Annotated in this window: 16 protein-coding genes, 12 tRNA genes, 1 rRNA gene and 1 riboswitch; of the genes, 6 read left to right on the top strand and 23 right to left on the bottom strand. The window is 45.1% G+C overall.

Annotated elements, in window-relative coordinates:
- Positions 1 to 12: 12 nt before the first annotated feature.
- Both CQS04_RS00145 and CQS04_RS00140 read right to left on the bottom strand, forming a co-directional pair.
- Positions 13 to 1,332: an NAD-dependent malic enzyme gene (locus CQS04_RS00145; protein ID WP_100352209.1), complete on the bottom strand. Its 1,320-nt coding sequence runs from the start codon at positions 1,330 to 1,332 to the stop codon at positions 13 to 15.
- A 55-nt stretch (positions 1,333 to 1,387) separates the two neighbouring features.
- Complete coding sequence (locus CQS04_RS00140; RefSeq protein WP_165775417.1) at positions 1,388 to 2,176, bottom strand: alpha/beta fold hydrolase; 789 nt, start codon at positions 2,174 to 2,176, stop codon at positions 1,388 to 1,390.
- Positions 2,177 to 2,248: 72 nt separating this feature from the next.
- Here CQS04_RS00140 and CQS04_RS00135 point away from each other — a divergent pair, with 72 nt between their 5' ends.
- A complete protein-coding gene (locus CQS04_RS00135) occupies positions 2,249 to 2,776 on the top strand; it encodes a gamma carbonic anhydrase (RefSeq protein ID WP_100352208.1) in 528 nt (175 codons plus the stop codon).
- A 23-nt stretch (positions 2,777 to 2,799) separates the two neighbouring features.
- Here CQS04_RS00135 and metK read toward each other — a convergent pair whose 3' ends face one another.
- The gene (metK, locus tag CQS04_RS00130; protein WP_094943990.1) at positions 2,800 to 3,996 is read right to left on the bottom strand and encodes a methionine adenosyltransferase; all 1,197 of its coding nucleotides are present in this window, start codon (positions 3,994 to 3,996) and stop codon (positions 2,800 to 2,802) included.
- A gap of 181 nt (positions 3,997 to 4,177) precedes the next feature.
- Positions 4,178 to 4,302: riboswitch (SAM riboswitch) on the bottom strand.
- 190 nt (positions 4,303 to 4,492) lie between these two features.
- On the opposite strand from metK, the gene pckA reads away from it, so the two are divergent.
- Positions 4,493 to 6,079 (top strand): phosphoenolpyruvate carboxykinase (ATP), encoded by a 1,587-nt coding sequence (gene pckA, locus CQS04_RS00125; protein WP_100352207.1) that lies wholly within the window; start codon positions 4,493 to 4,495, stop codon positions 6,077 to 6,079.
- 366 nt (positions 6,080 to 6,445) lie between these two features.
- Here the strand turns inward: pckA and CQS04_RS00120 are convergent, their stop codons facing one another.
- Complete coding sequence (locus CQS04_RS00120; RefSeq protein WP_100352206.1) at positions 6,446 to 7,660, bottom strand: prolyl oligopeptidase family serine peptidase; 1,215 nt, start codon at positions 7,658 to 7,660, stop codon at positions 6,446 to 6,448.
- Positions 7,661 to 7,731: 71 nt separating this feature from the next.
- On the bottom strand, positions 7,732 to 8,181 hold the full coding sequence (locus CQS04_RS00115) for a Dps family protein (protein ID WP_100352205.1): 450 nt from the start codon (positions 8,179 to 8,181) through the stop codon (positions 7,732 to 7,734).
- Between the two features lie 81 nt (positions 8,182 to 8,262).
- Between CQS04_RS00115 and yidD the strand changes: the two genes are divergently transcribed.
- Both yidD and CQS04_RS00105 read left to right on the top strand, forming a co-directional pair.
- On the top strand, positions 8,263 to 8,493 hold the full coding sequence (gene yidD / locus CQS04_RS00110; RefSeq protein ID WP_100352204.1) for a membrane protein insertion efficiency factor YidD: 231 nt from the start codon (positions 8,263 to 8,265) through the stop codon (positions 8,491 to 8,493).
- Positions 8,494 to 8,585: 92 nt separating this feature from the next.
- Entirely contained in the window at positions 8,586 to 9,656 is a 1,071-nt protein-coding gene (locus tag CQS04_RS00105; RefSeq protein WP_100352203.1) for a metal ABC transporter solute-binding protein, Zn/Mn family, read from the top strand.
- 34 nt (positions 9,657 to 9,690) lie between these two features.
- Here CQS04_RS00105 and menE read toward each other — a convergent pair whose 3' ends face one another.
- From menE to CQS04_RS00080, 5 genes are read right to left on the bottom strand one after another with little or no spacing between them, the layout of a single operon-like run.
- Entirely contained in the window at positions 9,691 to 11,097 is a 1,407-nt protein-coding gene (gene menE / locus CQS04_RS00100; protein ID WP_100352202.1) for an o-succinylbenzoate--CoA ligase, read from the bottom strand.
- A 60-nt stretch (positions 11,098 to 11,157) separates the two neighbouring features.
- Positions 11,158 to 11,976: a 1,4-dihydroxy-2-naphthoyl-CoA synthase gene (gene menB, locus CQS04_RS00095; RefSeq protein WP_100352201.1), complete on the bottom strand. Its 819-nt coding sequence runs from the start codon at positions 11,974 to 11,976 to the stop codon at positions 11,158 to 11,160.
- Position 11,977: 1 nt separating this feature from the next.
- On the bottom strand, positions 11,978 to 12,769 hold the full coding sequence (gene menH / locus CQS04_RS00090; RefSeq protein ID WP_100352200.1) for a 2-succinyl-6-hydroxy-2,4-cyclohexadiene-1-carboxylate synthase: 792 nt from the start codon (positions 12,767 to 12,769) through the stop codon (positions 11,978 to 11,980).
- Positions 12,759 to 14,471 (bottom strand): 2-succinyl-5-enolpyruvyl-6-hydroxy-3-cyclohexene-1-carboxylic-acid synthase, encoded by a 1,713-nt coding sequence (gene menD, locus CQS04_RS00085; RefSeq protein WP_100352199.1) that lies wholly within the window; start codon positions 14,469 to 14,471, stop codon positions 12,759 to 12,761. The genes menH and menD overlap by 11 nt, the downstream gene beginning before the upstream one ends.
- On the bottom strand, positions 14,461 to 15,822 hold the full coding sequence (locus tag CQS04_RS00080) for an isochorismate synthase (protein ID WP_100352198.1): 1,362 nt from the start codon (positions 15,820 to 15,822) through the stop codon (positions 14,461 to 14,463). The genes menD and CQS04_RS00080 overlap by 11 nt, the downstream gene beginning before the upstream one ends.
- A 198-nt stretch (positions 15,823 to 16,020) precedes the next feature.
- On the opposite strand from CQS04_RS00080, the gene CQS04_RS00075 reads away from it, so the two are divergent.
- On the top strand, positions 16,021 to 16,362 hold the full coding sequence (locus tag CQS04_RS00075) for a P-II family nitrogen regulator (RefSeq protein WP_100352197.1): 342 nt from the start codon (positions 16,021 to 16,023) through the stop codon (positions 16,360 to 16,362).
- A 12-nt stretch (positions 16,363 to 16,374) separates the two neighbouring features.
- Positions 16,375 to 17,649: an ammonium transporter gene (locus CQS04_RS00070; protein ID WP_100352196.1), complete on the top strand. Its 1,275-nt coding sequence runs from the start codon at positions 16,375 to 16,377 to the stop codon at positions 17,647 to 17,649.
- A 256-nt stretch (positions 17,650 to 17,905) separates the two neighbouring features.
- On the opposite strand, the gene CQS04_RS00065 is transcribed toward CQS04_RS00070, so the two are convergent.
- From CQS04_RS00065 to rrf, 13 genes are all read right to left on the bottom strand, one after another.
- A tRNA-Glu gene (locus CQS04_RS00065) sits at positions 17,906 to 17,977 on the bottom strand.
- 9 nt (positions 17,978 to 17,986) lie between these two features.
- Positions 17,987 to 18,077: transfer RNA gene (locus tag CQS04_RS00060), tRNA-Ser, on the bottom strand.
- A 5-nt stretch (positions 18,078 to 18,082) separates the two neighbouring features.
- Positions 18,083 to 18,158: transfer RNA gene (locus CQS04_RS00055), tRNA-Asn, on the bottom strand.
- A 7-nt stretch (positions 18,159 to 18,165) separates the two neighbouring features.
- Positions 18,166 to 18,242: transfer RNA gene (locus CQS04_RS00050), tRNA-Ile, on the bottom strand.
- A gap of 3 nt (positions 18,243 to 18,245) precedes the next feature.
- A tRNA-Gly gene (locus CQS04_RS00045) sits at positions 18,246 to 18,319 on the bottom strand.
- Between the two features lie 3 nt (positions 18,320 to 18,322).
- Positions 18,323 to 18,398, bottom strand: a tRNA-Phe gene (locus CQS04_RS00040).
- Between the two features lie 53 nt (positions 18,399 to 18,451).
- A tRNA-Asp gene (locus CQS04_RS00035) sits at positions 18,452 to 18,527 on the bottom strand.
- A 1-nt stretch (position 18,528) separates the two neighbouring features.
- Positions 18,529 to 18,605: transfer RNA gene (locus CQS04_RS00030), tRNA-Met, on the bottom strand.
- A gap of 19 nt (positions 18,606 to 18,624) precedes the next feature.
- Positions 18,625 to 18,700, bottom strand: a tRNA-Val gene (locus tag CQS04_RS00025).
- Positions 18,701 to 18,705: 5 nt separating this feature from the next.
- Positions 18,706 to 18,780, bottom strand: a tRNA-Glu gene (locus CQS04_RS00020).
- A gap of 26 nt (positions 18,781 to 18,806) precedes the next feature.
- Positions 18,807 to 18,897 (bottom strand) — tRNA-Ser (locus tag CQS04_RS00015).
- A 5-nt stretch (positions 18,898 to 18,902) separates the two neighbouring features.
- Positions 18,903 to 18,977, bottom strand: a tRNA-Asn gene (locus CQS04_RS00010).
- 8 nt (positions 18,978 to 18,985) lie between these two features.
- A 5S ribosomal RNA gene (rrf, locus tag CQS04_RS00005) occupies positions 18,986 to 19,098 on the bottom strand; the annotation flags it as partial.

The raw sequence follows: 19,098 nt of genomic DNA, 5'->3' as shown, positions 1-19,098 counted from the left end.
GATTTTTCATGATTATTGTGATTGCTTTTCTTTTGCTGCAGCTTCTTCAACAGCTCGCGCTACCACTAAGTGAAGTGCAGGATCGAGTGGCGTTGGAATTAACTCTCCACGACGTGTATGGCTAACGATAGCCTCAGCAGCTGCAATCAACATCGGATACGTGATCTGTTTGGCTTCTGCATCGAGTGCTCCGCGGAAGATTCCAGGGAACCCTACCACGTTATTGACCGAACGACCATCAGCTGCAAATGCAGCGCCTGCTTTAATGGCTTCTGCTGGTTGGATTTCAGGATTTGGGTTTGAAAGTGCCAAGATAATCTGACCTTTACGCACCATCTCTGGCTTGATCAAACCTTCCACTCCTGTAGTCGCAATAATAATATCGCAATCGTTCATTAACTCCTCAAGCGACTCTTTCGATTTTCCGCCGTAATTGTGGAGGCGTTCAATCGCAGCCGGTTGACGGTCGATACCATATACATCCTTTACTCCATATGCTAAAAGCATTCGGACGATGGCAAGACCTGCTGCCCCTAAACCGATTTGACCGACAGTCGCTTTTGTAGGATCGACTCCCGTTGCACGGCACGCATTCAGAACTGCCGCTAATGTAACAACAGCCGTCCCGTGTTGATCATCGTGCATGACTGGAATCGGTAGTTCCGCTTTCAAGCGCTCTTCAATTTCAAAACAATGAGGCGAACCGATATCTTCCAATAAGATGGCTCCAAACCCTTGGTGAATATGTTTGACCGTTTCCACGACTTGGTCCGGATCACTTGTATCTAATAAAATTGGAACACCGCTAAGTCCTACAAACTGATCAAGAAGAACCGATTTCCCTTCCATAACAGGCATCCCCGCAACAGAACCGATGTTCCCAAGTCCAAGAATCGCGGTTCCGTCTGTTACAATCGCCACTGATTTTCCAATGGACGTGAAGTATTTCGCTTGCTCTGGATGTTTTTCAATCTCTAAGCATACACTTGCTACACCTGGCGTGTATACGCGTTGCAGATCTCCGAGCGAACGGACATCGATCGTACTCTTCATGGCAATCTTTCCGCCTTCATGTGCTTTCAATACATCATCTGTCACGGCATGAATCTCAACACCATTTCCAATAGCTTCAATATTGGCAATGACGGTTTCTAAATGGACTTCATCTCGGCAAGTGACGGAAATGTCGCGTACTGTCGTCAAAGGGCCACTCTTGATCAGTTTGATATCGCCAATGTCTCCTTCAGCTGCTCCTATAGCGGAAGTTACTAATCCTAAATTTCCAACTTTTGATGGACTTTCTACTATAATATTGCGAATTAAATGCTGCATCGTTTCTCTCCTTCAATTTTGTGCCGTTAGAGTATAACACATTTAAGGTCAGACGTCATATAACATAGCCAAGTCGCAATACAGTGAGGTGTATAAAATCGATAGCACTCTTTGCAATGAATTCCCGGTCCGCGTGTTGATGCATATCATGTTGGATATGATCCCACTCCGAGTAATGAATAGTTTGCAGCTTTTGGTGACTCATCCAGTTCCGAACTGCAGCCACATTGATGATGCGGTCATCACTAGCAACTTGAAGCCAAACAGGAAGTGCCCATTCGTTTTTCGCTTGAGACACCGTCTTCATTCGCTCAACAAGACTCTCATACCAATCTGTTGTAACTGTCGTATGAATTAAGGAATCTTCTTCATATTCTTTTTGAAGTTGTGGGTCCTCCACGTAAAGCTCTGGATCAAGTGGGAATTTTAATCGCTGATTGATGGTCAGTTTGGCGATTCGATTTGCCCACTTAGATGGGCTTTCAAACAACTCAAGCCAGGGACTGGTAAGGAGTACTGCCGCTATAGAGTCTCTTTGTTTTCTCATGTAATGAAGGATGAGCGTTGCTCCAAAGCCATGACCGTATAAGAAAATGGGCAAGTTGAACTGACTAGCATAAGTTATCGCGCGTTCAAGATAATGATCATACTCTCCGATAGATTCATTATGAAGCCCCTTCTTCTCTGCAGATTCTCCGTGACTCGGGAGGTCTCCCATCACCACATGAAGATCGTTTTGTCTCAAGTATTCAATGACCCATGCGTAGCGGCGATGGTGTTCGAAAACATTGTGGACGATGACCACGACTGCTTTTGGTTGGTTTTCTGCTTCCCATATCCACATGGCTACCTTCCCCTTTCTGATTCTGCTACACTTATTGTATAGTATAGCAAGTGTAGAGAAAGGAAGTCTGTTATGATCTATCCATTTGGTGAAAAAACTCCAAAAATCCATCCTTCAGTCTTCGTGGCAGACTTTGTAACGATCACAGGGGATGTAGAAATTGAGGAAGGTTCTTCTGTTTTCTTCAATACGATCATCCGTGGAGACGTCAACGCCACACGAATAGGGAAGAGAGTAAATATTCAAGATTTATGCTGTCTGCACCAGAGCCCTCAGTATCCATTGGTCATCGAAGATGAAGTAACGGTTGGCCATCAAGTGACCTTACATAGCTGCACCATTCGAAAAGGTGCATTAATTGGAATGGGATCCATCATTTTAGATGGAGCTGAAATTGGTGAAGGCGCCTTTATTGGAGCTGGCAGTCTAGTTCCTCAAGGAAAGATCATCCCACCTGGTATGATGGCATATGGACGTCCTGCTAAAGTCGTGCGCGCAGTAAACGAAGAAGACCGAAAAGACATGGACCGTATCGTTCGCGAATACCATGAAAAAGGCCAGTTTTATAAGCAACAACAAAAAACCATCCAAGACAACTAGTCTCGGATGGTTTTGCTTTCATCTTATAGACCTGCTTTAGCTTTCAAATCAGCAGCTTTGTCTGTTTTTTCCCATGGTACATCAATATCTGTACGACCAAAGTGTCCGTAAGCAGCTGTCTGCTTGTAGATCGGACGACGAAGGTCAAGCATCTTGATGATTCCTGCTGGGCGAAGGTCAAACAATTCACGAATCCATGTTACCATATCCGCTTCAGTTGCTTTCCCAGTACCAAACGTATCAACAGCGATAGAAACTGGTTGTGCTACACCAATTGCATAAGCAAGTTGAACTTCTACTTTGTCAGCAAGACCTGCAGCGACAATGTTCTTTGCTACATAACGAGCTGCATACGCTGCAGAACGGTCTACTTTTGTAGCGTCCTTACCAGAGAATGCGCCGCCACCGTGACGAGCGTAACCGCCGTATGTGTCAACGATGATCTTACGTCCTGTTAGACCTGCATCTCCTTGAGGTCCACCAATTACAAAGCGACCTGTTGGGTTGATGAAGTATTTTGTGTTTTCATCAATCCACTCAGCTGGAACTACCGCGTTGATCACGTGTTCTTTCAAATCTGATTGGATTTGCTCAAGCGTTACTTCTGGAGCGTGCTGTGTTGAAATAACGATTGTGTCTACACGAACTGGTTTCCCGTTCTCGTCATATTCAACCGTCACTTGAGTTTTACCATCTGGACGAAGGTACTCAAGAGTTTCGTTTTTACGCACTTCTGATAAGCGGCGTGACAATTTATGTGCCAAGCTGATTGGAAGTGGCATTAATTCTTCTGTTTCATTACAAGCAAATCCAAACATGAGACCCTGGTCACCTGCACCAATTGCTTCGATGTCCGCGTCCGTCATAGAACCTTCGCGAGCTTCAAGCGCTTGGTCAACACCTAAAGCGATATCAGCAGATTGCTCATCGATTGCTGTTAAGACTGCAGATGTGTCTGCATCAAAACCAAATTTTGCACGTGTGTAGCCGATTTCTCGAACTGTTTCACGCACCGTTTTTTGGATATCTACGTAAGCAGATGTTGTAATTTCTCCTGCAACTAAAACAAGTCCAGTAGTTACAGTAGTTTCGCACGCAACACGTGCATTCGGGTCTTCAGTCAAGATTGCGTCAAGGATCGCATCTGAGATTTGGTCACAAATCTTATCCGGATGGCCTTCTGTTACTGATTCCGAAGTGAATAATCGACGTTGTGTCATAATATTTCCTCCTTCTTGATCCTGCGAGATTGCTCTCGTGAATTGAACCGGTACTCATTCCCCATGGCAAGCCTAGAATACTTGAAGCTGTTTTGGATTTGGCGCATGGTTGAAGGCGTTCATAAATAATAAAATCCTTTCTCTCACTAATGAGGAAAGGATGATTTCTTTGCACCTTTCACTCTTATCAATCAGGGAAAATCCCTGTCTCAGGTTGGGCACCTTTTCAATAAGTCTTGAATCTCTATCTTATTGAGGTTGCCGGGTTTCATAGGGCCTGACCCCTCCACCAGCTCGGGATAAGAGTATCCGTTCAATTTTTCATCATACGCACTCGTATTGAGAAAGTCAACAAAAAACTGTGTGAAACCCTACACAAAAAAATCACCACTTAGGTGACGTATTAGTGTAGACTATTTGTTTTAATGTGTTATACTAATTCACATATTAGCATTCCGTTAATGCGGAAAATCTATTTAAGGATGGTATTCAACCTATGCAATCGATCGATACAAAAAGCGCAATTCAGTCTTTATTATCGGGAGACCAAGTCCATACACAGCTTTCAGTAGCTCAACTTGTTGAACAAGCAACAGCTCGTGGAGAAGGCACTTTGACTTCAACTGGCGCACTTCGCGCAGAAACCGGAAAGTACACGGGGCGTTCCCCAGAAGATAAATATATGGTCGATGAAGACATTTCTCGCGACAAGGTTGATTGGGGTTCTGTAAACCGTCCAATCTCTAAAGAAATCTTCCAATATCTTTACGCAAAAGTAATTGATTACCTACAAACAAAAGATGCTCTTTTCCTATTTAAAGGATTTGCAGGAGCAGACAAAGATTCTCGCTTACCAATCCAAGTGATCAATGAGTATGCATGGCACAACCTATTCGCTCACCAGTTGTTCATCCGTCCAACTGCTGAAGAGCTTGCCTCTCACAATGCAGAATTCACGATTGTAAGTGCACCTACTTTTAAAGCAGACCCTGCTGTTGATGGCACTAATTCGGAAACGTTCATCATGGTTTCTATGGAAGAGCGAATCGTCCTGATCGGTGGTACAGAATACGCTGGTGAGATGAAAAAATCCATCTTCGGCATCATGAACTACTTACTTCCAGAGCAAGGCATTCTTCCAATGCACTGTTCTGCAAACGTTGGTGAAGAAGGCGATGTTGCCTTGTTCTTCGGTCTTTCTGGAACAGGTAAAACAACATTGTCTGCTGACAAAGGCCGTAAGCTGATCGGTGATGACGAGCACGGTTGGTCAGACACAGGCGTCTTCAACATGGAAGGCGGTTGTTACGCAAAATGTATCAACTTGACGGAAGAAAATGAACCAGAAATTTTCAATGCGATCAAGTTTGGTACTGTTCTTGAGAACGTAGTGATTGATGAAGAGACGCGTGAAGCAGATTATGATGACAATTCATTGACTGAAAACACACGTGCTGCATACCCAATCGACTTTATCGAGAATATCATGGTACCATCTGTAGCAGGTCACCCTAAAACGATCGTATTCTTGACTGCAGATGCATTCGGCGTATTGCCTCCAATCTCTAAATTAACGAAAGAACAAGCGATGTACCACTTCTTAAGTGGCTTCACTTCAAAACTTGCAGGTACAGAGCGTGGGATCACAAGCCCACAACCAGTATTCTCAACTTGCTTCGGTTCTCCATTCCTTCCACTTCCAGCGTCTGTGTATGCTGAAATGCTAGGACAAAAAATCGACGAGCACGGAGTGAATGTTTACTTAGTCAACACAGGTTGGACTGGCGGAGAGTACGGCGTTGGTACTCGTATGAAGCTGTCTTACACACGCGCTATGGTTCGTGCAGCAATCGACGGGAAACTAGATAACGTAGAAACAGAGCAAGGTTCTGTATTCGGTGTCGCGATTCCTAAAGAAGTTCCTGGCGTACCAAGTGACGTCTTGAACCCACGCAATGCTTGGGCAGATAAAGACGCTTATGACAAGAAAGCAAAAGAGCTTGCTGACAGCTTCCGTGAGAACTTCAAAAAGTTCTCTGGCGTATCTGAAGAGATTATCTCTAAAGGCGGCCCTATCATCTAATTAAACCAAAACAAGAGGCTGGGACAAAACCCAGCTAAGGGAGTTTCTCATAATGAGAAACTCCCTTTTGTTTGTTCTATTGTGTGTAGGGGAAGCGTTCCGCGGGCGCGGGCTGAGCCAAGGTCTCAGCTTCCGCTTTTAATCCCGCTGGAGTCACCCCTACACACTTTTCATTTTGTTATCTTTAACTAAATTTGTGGAATTGAATGTGTTATGTCCCAGACTCTTCTTTTTATTTGAAGGTCCCTTGTAGATGAAATCTCCATTCATGTAGAAGAAATTCAACTTCATGCAGAAGAAACTTAACTTGATGCACAAGAAACTCCCCTTTAAGCCGATGAACACCCGCTCATTCCAATCTCCCTCTTACTGCTCGCGCATCCAGTCGAGTGCCTCGCGTAAAATCTCCCGGTTCAGAGGATCGGGAACAAAATGATGATGATTTTTCAGATAACGCGTCTCCACTTGCTTCCCTTTCTCTTTCAAGCCGTCTTCTAACAGCGTCGCATGCTCAAAGCCCACATTTTTATCAAGCTCCCCATGAATGATCAGAACAGGGCAGTGAATATCATCTAAATGCTGTAAAGCATCTCGAGAGTCGAATGCCTCTGCCGCTGTATTCGGCGACCCACCATAGATTCGCTTCATCATGCGCCTCATGTCCACCCGTTCTTTATATGTCAGATAGATAGATGAAACACCACCCCACGTTACGATGGAGGTGACGCTCGGGCGTTTGATAGCTGTCCAGAGCGCCATGATGCCTCCCCTACTAAATGCGAACAAATGAATCCTGTCATAACCTAATGAACTCAAAATATCTATAGCTCCGTAAGCGTCTTGTCGGTCGTCCCCAACGAATTCATCTTTTCCTTCTCCTCCGAACGAGCCTCTATAGTGCGGAGCAAAGACAGCGAATCCTTGACTGGCGATTTGAGCTATACGAGCCTGCCGAACTTTCCCGATCTGATTAATGCCACCTCGTAGATAGACGATTGCTTCTCTGGCCTCACCCTTAGGTAGCGCTAGCCAGCCTTTTACATAATAGTCATCTGAATGATACGTCACTTCTTGAATGCTGACATCGTTATGCGGACTTGGAATCTTATGACTCTTGACAATAGGAAAACGACGCTTTAATTCCGTCAGCATCGTGGTCATTCCCTCGTCTCGCATATAGAAGCTCTTATCCGGATGACGTTCAATGTCACGAAGTCGTAACCACTGTCTCCCTGTAGTTTCAAACTGTGATAGAAACGGTTGTTCAGAAGCAAATTGTGCGAGAAAGACAGTTTTCACAAATGGTGCTTCCCCTTCGACTTGATAGGCAGCAAATGGCTGGACATCATGAATATGGACACCCGTCTCTTCCAATACTTCACGAACAGCTGCTTCGTGTAACGTCTCCCCTTGCTCGACTTTGCCACCAGGAAACTCGATTCCTCTCGTTGGATGCTTTGTGACGAGGTACTCGTCCCCTCTTTTGACGATGACAAGTACATGTCGGGAAGGAATCGTAAAATCATGTAAATCGAATGAGAGAGTTACTGGGGTTCCAGTTGTATCTTGAAATGTAATCATCAAATCACGCCTTTCACTACGTTCAGTATAGCAAAAAGCGTGTGCGAGATTTCCGCACACGCTCTAGTATCTTATTCGTTTGTGTCACCAAGAAAAGCGTTGAGCATCCACTGATGCTTTTCAATACTTTGGTACACTGCGTTCAAAAGATCCTCTGTCATATCGTCTTCATCTTTTGCCGCCTCATCCATCCCCTTTTTCAAGGATTTCATGATGGTATCAAAATCTTTTACAATAGTAGCTACCATCTGTTCTGTGGATTCTTTACCAGTAGCTTCCCTAACAACAGATAGTTCGAGATGTTCTTTTAATGTAGCTGTAGGTTTTCCACCAAGAGTTAGTAGGCGTTCTGCAATCTCATCCATGTGCAAAGTAGCTTCGTTGTAAAGCTCCTCAAACTTTGCATGCAACGTGAAGAATGTTGGGCCTTTAACGTACCAGTGGTAATTATGTAACTTCGTGTACATGACGGACCAAGTGGCCACCTGTTTGTTAAGTTCTTTATTAAGTGCTGCTGACATTTATCATCTCTCCTTTTAAGTCGTTGTACTATTTATCTTCCCATCTTTTAGAGTAAACTAAACATCATGAGGTGAACGAAAATGAAACATCTGTTTATCGGATTGATCCGATTTTATCAAAAAGCTGTCTCTCCTTTGACACCACCCAGCTGCCGTTTTTATCCGACCTGCTCTCACTACGGAGTAGAAGCTTTACAAAAACACGGCGCTCTTAAAGGCGGTTACTTGACTGTGCGCCGCATCTTAAAATGTCATCCCTTTCATGAAGGCGGAATCGATCCTGTTCCTGACGACTGGCCACCAAAAAAATAATTTGGTGGTTTTTTGTTGCTTTCTTTTTGAAATGCTTGTATGATAAGAAAGTCATTTTACAAAACGTAACGATTACTATTTAGGAGGAAGTTATGAAAAAGATCTTATTCCCTCTCGCGCTGGCGTCTGCTTTAACTTTAGCAGCTTGCAGCTCGGAGGAAGGCACTTCAAACCAATCATCATCTCAAGACGCTAAGCAGCTTTCTATTTATACAACGGTCTATCCACTTGAATATTTCACTGAGCGAATCGGTGGCGATTTAGTAAATGTTCAATCTGTCTATCCTCCAGGAGCTGATGAACATACCTATGAACCTTCGCAACAAGATATGATCAAATTTGCCGAAGCGGATAAGTTGTTCGCAATTGGTCTTGGACTTGAGAGCTTTATTCCGAATGCAAAGAAAACATTAGAGAATCAAGACGTTGACATCGTTGAGCTTGCAGACTTTATTTCTGATGATGCTCTTTTAGAAGGTGAGAATCATTCTGAAGAAGAACACGCTGAAGAAGGACATTCAGAAGAGGAACATGGCCACTCAGAAGATGGTCATTCCGAAGAGGAACATACGGAAGACGGTCATTCTGAAGAGGAGCATGCTGAAGAAGCAGATTCTCACGCAGGTCATGATCACGGAGCACTAGACCCACACCTTTGGATCTCACCTACACTAAGCGCTGAATTAGCTAAGTCAATCCTCAATGAATTGATCGAGGCATCTCCAGAAAACGAAGAAGAATTCACAGCGAATTTTGAAGCATTAGAAGCGGATCTTGCTGCATTAGATGAATCGTTTAAAACAATGGTTAGCGACGCAGAACGCGATACATTCTTCGTTTCTCACGCCGCATTTGGTTACTGGGTGAAAGATTACGGCTTGCAACAAGTAGCTGTTGCGGGTCTTTCCACTCAAGATGAGCCGTCTCAAAAAGAGCTGGCTACTATCGTAGATCAAGCAAAAGAGCAACAAATCTCGTACATTTTAACAGAACAGAATGTCTCATCTAAACTCACAGATATAATTCGTACGGAAGTCGGTGCCGAAACGCTTCCCCTTCACAATTTGGGTGTACTGACGGATGAAGATATCGACAATGGAGACGACTATTTAACGATCATGGAACGCAATATCGAAACTCTAAAAACTGCATTAGACAACTAAAGGAGAAGCAGGCACCTGCCTGCTTCCCCTTTTTTTATAACCACTTTTTCAATTCTCTTCGAATCAATTTATTTGAAGCATTGCGAGGCAATTGCTCGACTACTCGAATTTCTTTAGGATGTTTGTACTTTGCCAAATGTTGTCCTAGGTAAGAATCGAGCTCTGGTAACTCTTCGCCTGGTCGCAGTACAACAAAGGCTACTGGCACCTGTCCCCAGCGTTCATCTGGTTTGCCAGTAACTCCTGCTTCCTGAATATTTGGATGTCCCACCAGCACTTGTTCAATTTCAGCAGGATAGATGTTCTCTCCACCTGAGACAATCAAATCCGATCGGCGATCCAAAATGTACAGATAACCTTCTTCATCGATTCGGCCTATGTCTCCCGTCTTCAACCATCCATCTTCCGTTACCGGATCGATATGTGCTGCTGCTCCAATATAACCAGGTGTCACGTGAGGCCCTCTTACCCACACTTCTCCTTCTTCTTCGCCGTCGATTCGAACTTCTGCGAAAAATAGAGGCTTCCCTGCAGAACCCAGTTTTCGAATAGCATCTTCAGCGAGCAATGTACAGGTCTGGCTAGAAGTCTCCGTCATCCCATATGTTTGCACGACTGGAAACCCATTCGATTGTGCTTGTTTCAAGTAACTAGCAGGTACCGGCCCACCACCCGCTAAGACTGTACGAAACATTGAAGGAATAGGAAAAGGCTGCTTCTCGTACTGTTCAAGAAGTTGTCCGAGCATTGTCGTCACGACGGATAGATGGCTAATCCCGTCGTGCTCTATTGCTTCAAGAATCGCATCAACTTCAAAGCGCGTGTGAAGCTGCAGAGCAGAGCCATAGATAAGAGACCTCATAATCATCGAAAAACCGCTTATGTGATACAAAGGCATGACACATAACCACTTATCTTCTGGCAGCACACCAGATGACAGCGCAGAACCGAGTGCACTCGACATATGATTTTCAAGCGTTTGGCGAACACCTTTTGGTCGTCCAGTCGTTCCAGAAGTGTACATGATAGAAATTGTTCGATCAGGGTTCCACTGTGGTCGCATTGTAAAAGGATTTGGAATTCCCTCTTCCACTTCACGGAATAAAAACACGTTGTCTAATCGAGCTCGATCAGAGGATTCTGTTAAAGTCAGTTGAACTTCCGCATCTTGCTGTTGATACAAGAATTCTTCCTCAGTCAGACGATCATTGAATAGAACCACTTCGGACTCTTTTAGCATCGCCGCTAAGAGAAAGAAGTAAAGAGACTCGCTGTTTTTCGTCCAGAAACCAATTCGTTCGCCTTCTTTGATTGGAAGCTTTTCAGCGATGGTTAAAGCTCGACCATATACTTCACTCCATGTCCAAGTCTTGCCGTTCATTTCAAACGCCGCTCGGTTTGGAGTTAACGCTACTCGTTTCTGAAGTAAGTTTGGATACATCCCCATTCATCCTTTCATTAAAAAGAAAAGCTGCCCTATAGGACAGCTAGATGTGTTAAATCAAGGGAAACGTGGGAATTGACCGAAATCTGGCTTGCGCTTCTCTTTGAAAGCGTCACGACCTTCTTTTGCCTCATCCGTTGTGTAGTAAAGAAGTGTAGCGTCTCCAGCCATTTGTTGAAGACCCGCAAGACCGTCTGTGTCTGCGTTCATAGCTGCTTTCAAGAAACGTAGAGCTGTCGGAGACATCTCAAGCATCTCTTCACACCATTTTACTGTTTCGTCTTCAAGTTGCTCGTATGGCACCACTGTGTTGACCAAGCCCATATCAAGCGCTTGTTGCGCGTCGTATTGACGGCATAGGTACCAGATTTCACGTGCTTTCTTATGACCTACGATACGGGCCAAGTAACCAGAACCGTATCCAGCATCAAATGAACCAACGCGAGGTCCTGTTTGACCGAAACGTGCATTGTCAGCAGCAATAGACAAGTCACATACAACGTGAAGGACGTGTCCCCCACCGATCGCATATCCTGAAACCATGGCTACTACTGGTTTTGGAATTACACGGATCAGACGCTGAAGGTCTAATACGTTTAGACGTGGGATTTCGTCGTCTCCAACGTAACCACCGTGCCCACGAACTGACTGGTCTCCACCTGAACAGAACGCTTTCTCGCCTTCGCCTGTCAAAATGATTACACCGATATCTTTGTCGTCGCGAGCGCGTGAGAACGCGTCAATCAATTCGTTTACCGTCTTTGGACGAAAGGCATTGCGCACTTCTGGACGGTTGATTGTAATTTTTGCGATTCCGTTGAAGAATTCATACTTGATATCTTCGTATGTACGGAGCGGTTTCCATTCTCTTGTCATGTTAGTTCCTCCTTAAAAGTACATCCTCTATTATTGTAGCAAAGATTTTCGGATTTTCCACTTGAATCGCATGGCCTGCACGAGGCACCACAATGCGTTCCGAATGTTTCAGTAATTTCTCCATTGCTTCAGCAATAGCGACGAATTTAGAATCTTGCTCTCCTACGATCAGAGTGACATGTCCAGCATACGTTCCTAGCTGTTGCCAATAACTCGGCATCTTCCCCGTACTGAACTGCTCGAGACTCATAGAAAGCTGCAGAGGCTGGTGCTGCAATCGTTCTGCTCGGACTCGTCGCTTCACGTCAACTGGCAGCGATTGTTGCGATGCAAATAAAGGAATCTGCTCCCAGTAGGAGATAAACTCTTCTATGCCGTTCTGTCGAATGCTCTGAGCCAATTTTTTATCAGCTTCCGCCCTGCTCTTTCGTTCTTCAACGCTTTGAATACCTGGCGAGCTACTTACTAAAATGAGCTGCTTTACGGGATAAGTCATGGCATATCCAATCGCCAACCGTCCCCCCATCGAATAACCGAGGAGCGCAGCATCTTCAAGTTCATTGCTGACAATAAACTCCCGAAGCCACTGAATTTGTGATTCCATCGAAAGGTCTTCTAAACTTGATGGCTCTTTTCCGTGACCAGGAAGGAGCGGTGCTATTACTTCAATTTCTGTTGAAAGATACGGAATTATAGGTTCAAACGAACGCTCAGATCCCGTGAAGCCATGTAACATAATGACTCTCTTCGTCCCGTTGTCATTCCAGCGTCGATACTTTACATCACTTGTCATGCGAGTTCCAACTCTCTGCAACTTGCTTCCAAAGTTCTCGGTGAGCCTCCGTATTTGTTGGACGATGAGTGGATATCTCTAGAATACGAAGCCCACTTGTAGGTTGTTTCATGAGTTCAGCAAGATGTTCTTTAGATGTGACGGCAGTATAGGAAAGCCCATACATCTCCGCAAGCTTATCAAATTTCAAACCACTCGCGGTTCCAAACAGCGTCTCATAATGCTCTGGAATTGTTGCTTGGGGCAGATAGGAGAAGATGCCTCCCCCGTCATTGTTCATGACGACAATAGTTCCACTAATTTCCTGATAGCGACTCAGTAGCAGAGCATTCGCATCATGCAACATCGCTAGATCTCCAATCAGCAGAACCAGTGGACGTTGTGCAGCTTTTTGTACACCGAATGCTGTGGATGCCACACCATCAATACCATTTGTACCACGGTTCGCAAGCACATGGACGCCAGTTGCTTTCGCTTGTAAGAATGTATCGACATCTCGAATCGGCATGCTGCTACTAGCGAAGAGGAGACTCTCTTCTGGTAAGTGCTCTAAAAGCGTAGCTACATAAGCTCCCTCATCAGATTGCTGCTCTCTATAGTTCGTAATCAACTTACGGACTTGTTGATTCCAACGGATCCATGATGCTACAGTTTGATGCTCGGAATCTGGTGCTACTTTTAGTTCTTGAAGTGCAGCAATGTCTCCAACGACAAGATCCGTAGTGAGTCCAAGCGAGTCACGAAAACGTGCTGCAGGATCGACTGAGATGACCAAGCTTGGAGCACTTTCTTTCAAAAAGATACCCAAGAATTTTGATACAGGCTGTGCTCCTATACGAATGACGGCATCAGGTTTTAAAGCCGCATAACAATCTTTGTTCTTCAGCATCCCATCGTAATTCTCAATGAGTAGTTGCTGTAAAGAATTGTTTTTAGTCGTTCGTAAATTCGAAAGCGGATCACAAAGGACTGGCCACCCGAGTCTCGTCAAGAAGACTTCCACTGCAGCTCGGTCTGATGTAGTAAATTCACCAACTACTACAATACCACCCTTAGCCCCATTAATTAGACTCGTCAATTCTTCTCTGTCTCGTTCAGACAGTCGTTGTTCAGGGTAACGAATTGTCTTACTAGCTTTTTGCCTTGGTTTTATCTCTAAATCGATAAGTAACGGCTCTCGGAACGGCATGTTCACGTGGACGGGTCCTCTAGGTGCCTGCATCGATTCTGCGACCACACGAACCGTCTGTTGATAAACAAATGGTTCTGTGGCTTCATAGGAATCTGCTAAAGGATAATCGAATGTCCATTTCACATGATCTCCATACAACTTTACTTGGTCGATAGTTTGGGGAGCTCCTACTTGGCGCAACTCATGTGGCCGGTCTGCGGTCACTACAATCAGTGGGATTCGAGCGTAGTATGCCTCCACAATTGCTGGAAAATAGTTTGCTGCTGCAGATCCCGATGTGCAAACCAGAACAACCGGTTTTTCTGAAGCCTTAGCAAGTCCCAAAGCGAAAAATCCAGCAGACCGCTCGTCAACTTGAATCGACACTTTAAAATCTGGATCTGAGACCACACCGTAGGCAAGTGGCGTTGAACGAGATCCCGGACTGACAACGACCTGTTCGACTCCGTAGTCTTTCAGTGCAGATAAAAAAGTCCGTACATAGCGAGTCAAGGTTTCTTTATAAGTCATGACGATGTCCCCCTAGTACTCGAAGCATTGGACGGAATTTCACATTCGTCTCTTCTAGCTCTGCTAGCGGTTCAGACTCAGATACGATTCCGCCTCCAGCATAAAGTAGCGCTTTTCCTCCCCGAAGAAGTGCAGAGCGGATACCTACAGCAAATTCCCCGTTGTCTTCCGCATCAACAAAGCCGATAGGCGCAGCGTAATAGCCACGGTCCATCTGTTCAAGCTCTCGAATCAATTCCACAGCTTGTTTTCTTGGAGTTCCGCCTAGCGCTGGAGTCGGGTGAAGAGCATCTACGAACGAGAACATATCCTTGTCAGGAGCTGCCTGTCCTTGAATCGGGGTAAAGAGATGCTGGATATCACGGACTTTTAAGAGCTTTGGATGACTTGGAATAATGAGATCGTTACATAATGGTTCGATCACATCACGAATCATAGACACAACAAATTCGTGTTCTTCTAAATTCTTTTCATCCGTAAGTAGTGCCGTCCCTAGACGTTGATCTTCTCCGACGTCTTTCCCTCTTCGAACAGAACCCGCAACTCCTGCTGAATATACAGTACCTTGTTCTTTGCGAATTAGACGCTCTGGGGTGGCACCTAAGAAAGTAGAACTCCCATTTTCAAGTACAAAGATATAGCTTTCCGGCTGCTCTTGGAGAGCATAATAAAGTGCTGCACCAGAAGAAACCGGTTCCTCAAAGTCAAGCTCGATAGACCGAGAAATAACTACTTTGTCAACTTTCCCAGTAGCAATTTCTTTTTTTACAGAACGAACAGCAGCCAAATAATCTGGAACATTTCGCTCCACTTTCTCAATCACGTTGGCCTTTTCAAACAATGGACGTTCTTGGACTTGTGCCATATGAAGAAGCCGGTCACGCTCTTTTCGTAATTGGTCAAAACGTGTCGACATATCCGTCCGCTCTGACATGCAGTTGATGGACAATTTGATCGATTCATTTTTGATTTCAAGTTGGAATTGAGGGACAACAAAAAAAGCAGCAGAAAAAGCAGCCCACTCCCCTGAGACAACGTGGAGTGGATCAAAAGAAAAGCCACCAAATAAAATCGGTGCTTGATCCATCTTCTCTTTCACTACGACTTGTTTTAAACGGTTCCATTCCGATTGGATTGTAGCTATTCGGTTCGTGTCAGCTGCCTTTAGTACGGCAGCATGCCCGAGTCCTACAATCGTATGTGTCTTTTCTCGATTTTGCCAAAATAGACGTTGGCCTTCGTACAACCTTTCTCCAGCTTCAAAAAACGCTATAGGAGAGATTCCTTCTGAATCAATTGTTTCTGTATAAAGATATTCCGTTCCAGTTGTAGAATTCACTTGTTTTGCCATTAATTAAACCTCCGTGACTTTACACTTCACACTACATTTATTTTACTCCTTTCCTAGTATGCACGCACACTTTTGACTTACAAAATTAAGAACGAATTCGATTATGTTAGTTTTCCTTACATTAAAATAAAAATAATGGTTGATTTTTCTGAAAATACATTTTATGATGTTATATATTCTAACATTGGAGGTGCTACTATGAAAAAGATTGAAGCAATCGTTCGTCCAGATGTCTTTCCACACATTCGCGAAGCCTTAGCCTTGCATGGAATTGATGGATTTAGCGTGAGTGAAGTAGCTGGTATCGGGAAGCAAGAAGGTCGTACTGGACTGTTTCGAGGAAATAAATACGAAATGGAGTTTCATACGAAATTGAAAATTGAAATGGTCGTCGATGATTCTGAGGTAGCAGCTCTTACCGATTTGATAGTAGAAACTGCTTCAACCGGTAAAGTGGGAGACGGGAAGATTTTCATTCTCCCTGTAGAAGAAGCTATTCGTATTCGAACAAAAGAAACCGGCGCTATCGCTGTACACTAAGGAGGAAACCGAATGACAAACGAACTTTTACTTTCATCTATCAATATGCTTTGGATCATGTTAGGTACCATCCTCGTCTTCTTTATGCACGCTGGTTTTGCAATGGTCGAATCAGGTTTCACTAGGTCAAAGAACACCGTCAACATCTTAATGAAAAACTTTATCACGGTTTCTATTGCCTCACTTCTTTATTTTGTGGTTGGCTATGCTTTAATGTTCGGAGATTCGTTCCAAGGAATCATCGGCACTTCAGGGTTTGCACTGTCTGGAGTAGAGGATATCGCCTTTTTCGTCTTCCAAGCAGTTTTCGCAGCTACATCTGCAACAATCATCTCCGGAGCAGTAGCAGAACGAATGAAGCTGTCCGCCTATTTCGTCTTAACCATAGCGGTCGTCACAGTCATCTATCCTGTCGTAGGTCACTGGGTTTGGGCTGGAGGCTGGTTATCGCAATTAGGATTTATAGACTTTGCTGGTTCTACTGTAGTCCATTTAACAGGAGCTGTTGGCGCATTAGTAGCTGCTGCAGTCCTTGGACCTCGTATTGGCAAGTATTCAGGAAAGAAAGTAAATGTTATCCCTGGACACAGCATTCCTTTAGGTGCGCTTGGCGTATTCATCCTTTGGTTAGGTTGGTTCGGATTTAACGGAGCGAGTACATTAGCAGCTGATCCTGAAACGGTTCCTTCAATCATTACAAATACTCTTCTAGCAGCATCTGCTGGGGTAGTGTCTACTGCTCTTTATACGAAGTTACGCTACCGACAGATTGATGCATCGTTAACTTTAAACGGAGCCCTGAGCGGTCTAGTAGGAATTACTGCTGGTGCAGCGAATGTCTCCCTCCCTTCCGCTATTGCTATTGGATTCATTGCAGGTATTGTGATGACTGAAGGAATTCGTCTATTAGATGCGAAGCTACGTGTAGATGATCCGGTAGGTGCGATAACAGTTCATGGTATTATTGGTGCTTGGGGTACTCTAGCTGTGGGACTGTTCGATTCATCAGCGGGGTTATTCACGTCAGGAAGTATCCAGTTACTCGGTATTCAAGCAGTAGGCATTACTGCTGTGATACTATGGGTGGCTAGCACTTCATTCGCAGTGGTCTACATCACAAAAGTAACTATAGGTATCCGAGTAACGGAAGAAGAAGAAATGACAGGACTTGATTATGTAGAACATGGAACAAGTGCCTATGAGGTTCGTGAGACTTACGGCGCTGCCTTCGATCGAACAGAGCCATTTGCTCAACGATTAACAGAACTAGGCAAATCGTATACCTGATGCAAAAAGAGGCTGGATTCTGATCCAGCCTCTTTCTGTGTGCGAAACTCTTATGTGAGTGAATGAGAACGATGGCTTAGTTTCCTTAAACGACTTTGAATCTACAAATGGTTCTGCATGTTCTAGAAAGCAGTTCACATGACTTAGAAATTCGACTACATGTTCTAGAAAATGACCCACTTGCTCCAGAACGACCGCTCACTTTAAAAACTATAAAAAAACACGCTCTTCGAAAATCGAAGAACGTGTTTTGCGATGACCCCTACGGGATTCGAACCCGTGTTACCGCCGTGAAAGGGCGGTGTCTTAACCGCTTGACCAAGGGGCCAATGCATGATGGCGGAGAAGGAGGGATTTGAACCCTCGCGCCGGTTGCCCGACCTACACCCTTAGCAGGGGCGCCTCTTCAGCCACTTGAGTACTTCCCCATCAATGGCTCCGAAGGCAGGACTCGAACCTGCGACCTGCCGGTTAACAGCCGGATGCTCTACCAACTGAGCTACTTCGGAATACACATGGTGGGCCTAAATGGACTCGAACCATCGACCTCACGCTTATCAGGCGTGCGCTCTAACCAGCTGAGCTATAGGCCCATTTGGAGCGGGTGAAGGGAATCGAACCCTCATCACCAGCTTGGAAGGCTGGGGTTTTACCACTAAACTACACCCGCAAATGGTGGCTCAGGACGGAATCGAACCGCCGACACAAGGATTTTCAGTCCTTTGCTCTACCAACTGAGCTACTGAGCCAACAAGATTTTATGTAAGCGTTATGGCTTATGTAAAATCTACTTATTAAAAAATGGCGGTCCCGACGGGAATCGAACCCGCGATCTCCTGCGTGACAGGCAGGCATGTTAACCGCTACACCACGGGACCTTGGTTGCGGGGGCAGGATTTGAACCTGCGACCTTCGGGTTATGAGCCCGACGAGCTACCGAGCTGCTCCACCCCGCGACAATACTATGAAGATAAATGGTGGAGGATGACGGGATCGAACCGCCGACCCCCTGCTTGTAAGGCAGGTGCTCTCCCAGCTGAGCTAATCCTCCGAAAATGGTGACCCCTACGGGATTCGAACCCGTGTTACCGCCGTGAAAGGGCGGTGTCTTAACCGCTTGACCAAGGGGCCATGTACTATGTAGAACTGAAGCTATATGGCGGAGAGCAAGGGATTTGAACCCTTGATACGCGGTTAACGTATACACGATTTCCAATCGTGCTCCTTCGGCCACTCGGACAGCTCTCCATAAATGGCTCCGAAGGTAGGACTCGAACCTACGACCAACCGGTTAACAGCCGGTTGCTCTACCACTGAGCTACTTCGGAATAGTGGTGCCTAGCGACGTCCTACTCTCACAGGGGGAGACCCCCAACTACCATCGGCGCTGAAGAGCTTAACTTCCGTGTTCGGTATGGGAACGGGTGTGACCTCTTCGCCATCATCACT

This window comes from Chryseomicrobium excrementi (assembly GCF_002798305.1).
Classification (GTDB): domain Bacteria; phylum Bacillota; class Bacilli; order Bacillales_A; family Planococcaceae; genus Chryseomicrobium; species Chryseomicrobium excrementi.
Note: the sequence above shows the minus strand (reverse complement) of the source record. Positions and strands in the feature narration are given on the sequence as shown.

What these genes read in the sequence shown, in the direction of transcription:
- CQS04_RS00145 (WP_100352209.1), bottom strand. Translation starts at nt 1,332, where the DNA reads ATGCAGCATTTAATTCGCAATATTATAGTAGAAAGTCCATCAAAAGTT.
- CQS04_RS00140 (WP_165775417.1), bottom strand. Translation starts at nt 2,176, where the DNA reads ATGTGGATATGGGAAGCAGAAAACCAACCAAAAGCAGTCGTGGTCATC.
- CQS04_RS00135 (WP_100352208.1), top strand. Translation starts at nt 2,249, where the DNA reads ATGATCTATCCATTTGGTGAAAAAACTCCAAAAATCCATCCTTCAGTC.
- metK (WP_094943990.1), bottom strand. Translation starts at nt 3,996, where the DNA reads ATGACACAACGTCGATTATTCACTTCGGAATCAGTAACAGAAGGCCAT.
- pckA (WP_100352207.1), top strand. Translation starts at nt 4,493, where the DNA reads ATGCAATCGATCGATACAAAAAGCGCAATTCAGTCTTTATTATCGGGA.
- CQS04_RS00120 (WP_100352206.1), bottom strand. Translation starts at nt 7,660, where the DNA reads ATGATTACATTTCAAGATACAACTGGAACCCCAGTAACTCTCTCATTC.
- CQS04_RS00115 (WP_100352205.1), bottom strand. Translation starts at nt 8,181, where the DNA reads ATGTCAGCAGCACTTAATAAAGAACTTAACAAACAGGTGGCCACTTGG.
- yidD (WP_100352204.1), top strand. Translation starts at nt 8,263, where the DNA reads ATGAAACATCTGTTTATCGGATTGATCCGATTTTATCAAAAAGCTGTC.
- CQS04_RS00105 (WP_100352203.1), top strand. Translation starts at nt 8,586, where the DNA reads ATGAAAAAGATCTTATTCCCTCTCGCGCTGGCGTCTGCTTTAACTTTA.
- menE (WP_100352202.1), bottom strand. Translation starts at nt 11,097, where the DNA reads ATGTATCCAAACTTACTTCAGAAACGAGTAGCGTTAACTCCAAACCGA.
- menB (WP_100352201.1), bottom strand. Translation starts at nt 11,976, where the DNA reads ATGACAAGAGAATGGAAACCGCTCCGTACATACGAAGATATCAAGTAT.
- menH (WP_100352200.1), bottom strand. Translation starts at nt 12,769, where the DNA reads ATGACAAGTGATGTAAAGTATCGACGCTGGAATGACAACGGGACGAAG.
- menD (WP_100352199.1), bottom strand. Translation starts at nt 14,471, where the DNA reads ATGACTTATAAAGAAACCTTGACTCGCTATGTACGGACTTTTTTATCT.
- CQS04_RS00080 (WP_100352198.1), bottom strand. Translation starts at nt 15,822, where the DNA reads ATGGCAAAACAAGTGAATTCTACAACTGGAACGGAATATCTTTATACA.
- CQS04_RS00075 (WP_100352197.1), top strand. Translation starts at nt 16,021, where the DNA reads ATGAAAAAGATTGAAGCAATCGTTCGTCCAGATGTCTTTCCACACATT.
- CQS04_RS00070 (WP_100352196.1), top strand. Translation starts at nt 16,375, where the DNA reads ATGACAAACGAACTTTTACTTTCATCTATCAATATGCTTTGGATCATG.